This is a genomic window from Amycolatopsis sp. NPDC005961, from assembly GCF_040629235.1.
GTDB lineage: Bacteria > Actinomycetota > Actinomycetes > Mycobacteriales > Pseudonocardiaceae > Amycolatopsis > Amycolatopsis camponoti.
This window is the reverse complement of the sequence record NZ_JBEXVF010000009.1, coordinates 196,633-202,639: the sequence shown is the minus strand read 5'-3', so window position 1 is coordinate 202,639 and position 6,007 is coordinate 196,633. Positions and strand designations below refer to the sequence as shown.

Annotated in this window: 6 protein-coding genes; all 6 read left to right on the top strand. The window is 73.1% G+C overall.

Going from position 1 to position 6,007, the window contains the following annotated elements; all coding sequences use genetic code 11:
* The first annotated feature begins 203 nt into the window (after positions 1 to 203).
* The 6 genes from ABZ342_RS11295 (at position 204) to ABZ342_RS11270 (ending at position 5,987) form a co-directional block, all read left to right on the top strand.
* Positions 204 to 689 carry a cobalamin-dependent protein gene (locus tag ABZ342_RS11295; protein ID WP_155547038.1) on the top strand — a complete coding sequence of 162 codons (486 nt, stop codon included), beginning with the start codon at positions 204 to 206 and terminating at the stop codon, positions 687 to 689.
* On the top strand, positions 686 to 1,936 hold the full coding sequence (locus tag ABZ342_RS11290; RefSeq protein ID WP_360471467.1) for a methylaspartate mutase: 1,251 nt from the start codon (positions 686 to 688) through the stop codon (positions 1,934 to 1,936). The genes ABZ342_RS11295 and ABZ342_RS11290 overlap by 4 nt, the downstream gene beginning before the upstream one ends.
* A gap of 31 nt (positions 1,937 to 1,967) precedes the next feature.
* Positions 1,968 to 2,951 (top strand): asparagine synthetase A, encoded by a 984-nt coding sequence (locus ABZ342_RS11285; RefSeq protein WP_360471464.1) that lies wholly within the window; start codon positions 1,968 to 1,970, stop codon positions 2,949 to 2,951.
* Between the two features lie 140 nt (positions 2,952 to 3,091).
* Entirely contained in the window at positions 3,092 to 4,204 is a 1,113-nt protein-coding gene (locus ABZ342_RS11280; protein WP_360471461.1) for a glutamate synthase-related protein, read from the top strand.
* A 242-nt stretch (positions 4,205 to 4,446) separates the two neighbouring features.
* A complete protein-coding gene (locus tag ABZ342_RS11275; protein WP_360471458.1) occupies positions 4,447 to 5,784 on the top strand; it encodes an MFS transporter in 1,338 nt (445 codons plus the stop codon).
* Positions 5,781 to 5,987: an MbtH family protein gene (locus ABZ342_RS11270; protein ID WP_155547042.1), complete on the top strand. Its 207-nt coding sequence runs from the start codon at positions 5,781 to 5,783 to the stop codon at positions 5,985 to 5,987. Before ABZ342_RS11275 ends, ABZ342_RS11270 begins: the two co-directional genes overlap by 4 nt.
* Positions 5,988 to 6,007: the final 20 nt, after the last annotated feature.

The following is a 6,007-nucleotide window of genomic DNA, read 5'->3' as shown; positions in this document are numbered from 1 at the left end:
TTTTTATGTGGTTGGCATTACGAACGGCCCCCGGCCGCGCGCCCGCGTCGCTCGCGCGCGAGGCGGACCGAGGGCCGGGAGCGGCGGCGGAATGCGGGGTCGCCGCACCCATGTGCGCCGGCCCCGCGGCGATGACGATTCGTCGTGAGAAGTTCGCGGCTCGCCCCGCGGACGTTCCCCGAACGCACAGGGAGCGACGCACGATGACCACGTTCCAGATCGAGCAGACCCCCGACGGGCCCGGTGTGGCCGCCGGATCCCCGCTCAAGTTCGTCCTGTCCAGCGTCCAGTCCGACTCGCACATGTGGAACCTCGTCGCCCTCCAGCTGATCATGGAGGAGATGGGGCACGAGGTGGTCAACCTCGGCGCCTGCGTCCCGGTCGACCGGCTGCTGGCCGCGTGCCGCGCCGAGCGGCCGGACTGCCTGGTGATCAGCACCATCAACGGCCACGGCCACGTCGACGGCGCCCGGGTGATCTCCGCGCTGCGCGCCGACGCCGCGCTGGCCGGGCTGCCCGCCGTCATCGGCGGCAAGCTCGGCGTCCAGGGCGACGCCAACGCCGAGCTGGAGACCGAGCTGCTGGCGCTGGGCTACGACGCGGTGTTCCACGTCGGCGCCGGCGACTCCGGCCAGGCGATCGAGTCGTTCCGCGAGTTCGTCGCGGCGAACGTCCGGACCTTGCGGTGACCGCTGCCCGGTCGGTGTTCAGCAGCTTCGTGGCCGAGCACCGGCGCCGCCGGACCCTGCTCGTCCAGCCGCGCATGGGGTTCTCGGATCCCGTCACCATGCGCCGCGGGCTGCGCGCGGTCGCCGAAGCCGGGGTGCCGGCCGTCGGCACCGTGACGCTGGACAGCTACACCCGCACCGGGCAGCACGACCTCGCCGCCATCTCCCTCGCCTCCGGCGTCCCGCTCAACGGCTACCCGCTGGTGGCGCTCGGCGCGGCCGTCACCGCCGAGCTGGTGGACGGCCTGTACGGCCCGCGCTTCCCGGTCCAGGTGCGGCACGGATCGGCGCAGCCGGAGGACATCTTCGCCACGATGCTCGAAGCCGGGCTCGACGCCTCCGAGGGCGGGCCGGTGTCCTACTGCCTGCCCTACAGCAGCGTGCCGCTGCGGACGGCGGCGAAGTCGTGGTCGCGCTCGGCGTCGCTGCTGGCCGGGCAGGCCGTGGAGTGCCACCTGGAGAGTTTCGGCGGCTGCATGCTCGGGCAGCTGTGCCCGCCGGGCCTGCTCGTCGCGCTGTCGGTGCTGGAGTGCCTGTTCTTCGCCGAGCACGGCGTGCGCAGCGTGTCGGCCAGCTACGCGCAGCAGACCAGCCCGGAGCAGGACGCCGAAGCGCTGTGGGCGATGCGCCGGCTGTGCGCCGAAGAACTGTCCACTGTGGACCACCACGTCGTGCTCTACACCTACATGGGCCTGTTCCCGGAGTCCGCGGCCGGGGCGCGGGAGCTGGTCGCCGAGAGCGTCCGGCTCGCCGTGCGCACCGGCACCGAGCGGCTGATCGTCAAGACCACCGCGGAAGCGCACCGGATCCCGACCGTCGAAGAGAACGTCGAGGCCCTGCGGCTGGCGCACGCCACGGCGCTGGAGCAGCCCGCTCCGGCCGCGCCGCCGGCGGGGGACACCGAGGTGTACGCGCAGGCGCGGCTGCTGGTCGACGAGGTGCGCTCGCTCGCCCCGACGCTGGCCGAGGCGCTGCCGGCGGCGTTCGAGCGCGGCCTGCTCGACGTCCCGTACTGCCTGCACCCCGACAACGGCAACGAAACCCGGTGCGTGCTCGACGACGAAGGCCGCCTGCAGTGGTGGCACACCGGCCGGATGCCGCTGCCGTCCGCGCTGGGCGGCCGTCGCGGCCGCGACCGGGTCAGCGCGACCCGCCTGCTCGCCGACTTGTCCTACCACCGCCGAAGGCTCGACCCGGTCCTGTCCTGATCCGCCCCGACCCGCTGGGAGTGAGAACGCCATGGAACACACCGATCCGCCGGACCCGCGCACGCACCTGACCTCGGAGACCACGCGGCACGTGCTGGGCCTCCAGCACAAGATGCTCACCGAGGCGCGCGCGTTCCTCGGCGCCCGCGGCTTCACCGAGCTGCTGCCCCCGGTGATCGGCCCGGTCACCGACCCCGGCGGCCGCGGCGCCAAGCAGGTCGACGTCGACTTCTACGGGCACCGCTACAAGCTGATGACCAGCGCGATCCTGTACAAGCAGGCGTCGCTGCTGGGCTTCCCGAAGATCTTCTACGTCGCGCCGAACGTGCGGCTGGAGCCCCTGGAGACGGCGAACACGAGCCGGCACCTGGCCGAGTTCCACCAGCTCGACGTCGAGGTCGCCGGCGCGTCCCGCGACGACGTGCTCGACCTGCTGCAGGACCTGGTGGCGCACGTGGTGCGCCGCGTCGTGGAGGACGCGGGCGACGTGCTGGAGGCGCTCGGCCGTGACTCGGGCGCGTTCGCCGACCTGCTCGGCGGCGCGTTCGGCAGGCTGTCGCATGCCACCGCCGTCGAGACCTTGCGCGAGCTGGGGCACCCGCAGAGCGAGGACGCCGAGATCGACTGGGCGGGGGAGGCGATCCTGTCGGAGAAGCACGCGCGGCCGTTCTTCCTCGTCGACTACCCGAAGGGCTCGCGCGGGTTCTACGACCGGGAAAGCGTTTCCACGCCGGGTGTCCTGCGGAACTTCGACCTGATCGCGCCGGAGGGGTACGGCGAGCTGTGCAGCGGCAGCGAGCGCGAGCACGACTACGGCCGGATCGTCACGCGGATGCGCGAGACGGGCGAGAACCCGGCGAAGTACGCGTGGTACCTCGACCTGGTCCGCACCGGCATCCCGGCGAGCGCCGGGTTCGGCCTGGGCGTGCAGCGGTTCACGCGGTACGTGGCCGGGCTGGACGCGGTGTGGCAGGCGACGGCGTTCCCGAAGCTGCCGGGGGTGGTCTCGCCGTGACCGCGCTGAGTGCCGGGGGCTTCCCGGAGGATTCGGTTCGGGCACGGGCGCTTCAGGGTGCCGCGGCGGTCTTCCCTCCCGCTTCTTCCTATGGGACTTCGTTGTTCGGCGCTGCTGCTTCTTCGTCATCTGGTGATGTCTTGGACGAGGCCCGGCTGGTGCCGCCGGTGTTCGTGCCGCGGCGGCTGGAGAAGCTGATCGAGCTGGGCCGCGAGCCGCTGTACGGCGACGTCTCGCTGTCGACGTCGATCGGCGGCTTCGAGTCTTCGCTGCCGCTGTACCTGTCGGCGTTCGGATCGACGCAGGTGGCGGGCGCCGGCCTGGGTGCCGCGGCGTCGGCGCAGGCCGCGCGGCTCGGGATCCCGATGGTGATCGGCGAGAACGTCGTCCCGATGCACGGCCACGGCCGTGCGGGCGGCGCGTCGGACGGGACGCTGCTGGAGCGGATGCGGGCGTACGCGGACGCGGTGCCCGACGGGCTCGGCGGCGTGGTCGTCCAGCAGAGCACCGAGGACGCGGACGCGGAGGTGTGGAACCTCGTGTACTCGGACCCGTCCGCGGCACCGTTGCTGGAGTCCGGGCGGCTGGCGTTCGAGCTGAAGGTGGGCCAGGGCGCGAAGCCGGGTCTCGGCGGGATGACACTGGTCTCGCCTTCGGTCGCCGCTTCACTGTCCGATTTGTACACAGTGGACGCTTCGCTGGGCGCACAGGTACTGCGGAGCAGCTCGCCGGGGACGTTCACCGACGAGATCCTCCGCCAGCAGATCCGCTTGATGCGCAACAACTTCCCGCGAGCCGGGGTGTGGGTGAAGCTCCCACCCGGCCGAGACGTGGCTTCGGCGGCTTCGGTGGCTTGGGCGGCCGGGGCCTCCGCGGTGACGGTCGATGGCGCCGAGGGCGGATCGGGCTGGGCCCCGACATCTTTCGCCTCCGTGGGGCTCCCACTGGCGGAATGCCTGGCGCGCATCGGCACGCCGGCCGGGTGCCTGCTGGCGTCGGGCCGCATGTGGGAGGGGACGCGGGTGGCGAAGGTCCTGGCACTGGGCGCCCGCGCGGCGGGCCTCGGCCGGGCGGCGCTGCTGGCGGTGGACACGGACCCGGTTTCCGGTTTGGTCCGGTTCGCGGAGGCGCTGGCCTTGGAGCTGCGGCTGCTGCTGAGCGCACTGGGCCAGTACCGAGCCGACGCCCTGACCCGCGACGACGTGTGGTTCCCGGGAACGCCGGAGCAGGTGCGCGAGCAGGTGCTGTCATGACGGCGGTGGAGGAACCCCGCGCCGCGGCGGTCCCGGCTGCCGTGGCCGAGCAGGGTATCGCTGCAGGAGGCGCCGGGATTGCGCCGGGAGCTGTGGCAGCGTGCGGTGCAGTGGCTGCCTTGCCGGGTGCCGCGGGCGCGGCGGCTGCGAAGGGCGCGACCGCTGCTGCGGCCCGGGCAGGTGCTGCAGTGCGGGGTGGCGGGGCCGAGGTGGCTACCGCCGTTGCCCAGCCGGGTGCTGCGATGCGTGGCGGTGTGGGCGGGTCCGGCACTGCCGCGGCCGAGCCCGGCATCGCCGCGAGCGGCGGTGCGACCGTGCCGGGTCCGGGCATGGACACGACCGAGCCAGGCACCGCGGCCCGGCCCACCACCGGCGCCGGCAAAGCTCTCCCCGCTCCCTTCCTCGGCCTGGTCCTCGCGATGGGCCTCTCCTCCTTCGGGGACGCGGTCTGGCTGATCGCCCTCTCGATCACCCTCGTCGGCACCGCCGGGCCCGCCGTCGCCGGCCTGATCCTCGCCCTCGGTTCGCTCCCCAAAGTCCTCACCCTGCTCGTCGGCGGCGCCGTCGCCGACCGGACCGGGCCGCGGCGCGTGCTCGTCACCACCGACCTGGTCCGGGCCGGGGCCATGCTCGCCGGGGCCGCCGCCGTGCTCGCGGTCGGGCCGCGGGTTCCGCTGCTCGCCGGGCTCATCGTCGTCATGGCCGTCGCCAGTGCCTTCTTCATCCCGGCCTCCGATGCGCTGCGCCCGAACCTGCTGCCGCCCGAACACCTCGTCCGGGGCAACGCCGTCTACCTCGCCGCCGTGCGGGGTGGGCAAGCCGCCGGTGGGGCGCTCGGGTCGTGGCTGGCCGGGCTCGGCGGGCTCGTCGTCGTCGCCGCGGTCAACGGGGTCAGCTTCCTCGTCTCCGCCGTCGCCGCCGGGAACACCAAGACCCTCGGGAAAGCCGAAACACGGCGAGAGCGCGTCAAGGTCAAGCAGCTCCTGAGGGACGTCGGCGAAGGTTGCCGGTACGTCGCGAAGAGGCCCGCCCTGCGGACCGCCATGATCGTCACCGGCCTCCTCGAGCTCAGCGGCGCCGGTCCGATCAACCTCGGCCTGGTCCTGCTCGGCGGCACCCGGGGCGCCGGCTGGCTGCTCACCGCCATGACGCTCGGCGCGTCCCTCGCCTTCGTCGTCTCGGTCAAGTGGCCGCCGCGCGAGAAAGCCGGGCGGCTGGCCACCGCCGGCCTCGCCGCGCAGGTCGTCTGCCTCGCCTTGCTGGCCACGACGAACCTCGCCGTCGGCATCGCCGCCTTCTTCGCGCTCGGCCTGGTCGCCGGCCTCACCGCGCTCGTGCTCGTGAGCCTCGCCCAGCGGTGGTCGACGCCGGAGATGCGCGGACGCGTCATGTCGATCCTCGCGCTGTTCACCCTCGCCGCCACCCCGGTCGGCAACTTGCTGATCGGCGTGCTCACCGAGGCGATCGGCGTCCCGCTCACCATGTTCGCCCACGCCGCGGTCGCGCTCGTCGCGCTCGCCCTGCTCGTCGCCACCCCGGCACTCGGCCGGGCCGCCCTCACAGAGGAGAAGAAGTCATGACCAACCCCTTCGAAGACGAGAACGGCACCTTCCTGGTCCTGGTCAACGCCGAGAACCAGCACTCGCTCTGGCCGTCCACTGTGGACGTCCCCGAGGGCTGGCGGACCGTGCACGGCGTGGACACCCGCGCCGCGTGCCTGGAGTACGTCGAGACGCACTGGACCGACCTGCGTCCGGCGAGCCTCGTCGCCTCGATGCGCTGACCCCCCACCCGCCGGCAGAA

Bases quoted from the DNA above. Each gene is read 5' to 3' on its own strand.
- ABZ342_RS11295 (WP_155547038.1), top strand. From the start codon at position 204: ATGACCACGTTCCAGATCGAGCAGACCCCCGACGGGCCCGGTGTGGCC.
- ABZ342_RS11285 (WP_360471464.1), top strand. From the start codon at position 1,968: ATGGAACACACCGATCCGCCGGACCCGCGCACGCACCTGACCTCGGAG.
- ABZ342_RS11275 (WP_360471458.1), top strand. From the start codon at position 4,447: ATGCGTGGCGGTGTGGGCGGGTCCGGCACTGCCGCGGCCGAGCCCGGC.
- ABZ342_RS11270 (WP_155547042.1), top strand. From the start codon at position 5,781: ATGACCAACCCCTTCGAAGACGAGAACGGCACCTTCCTGGTCCTGGTC.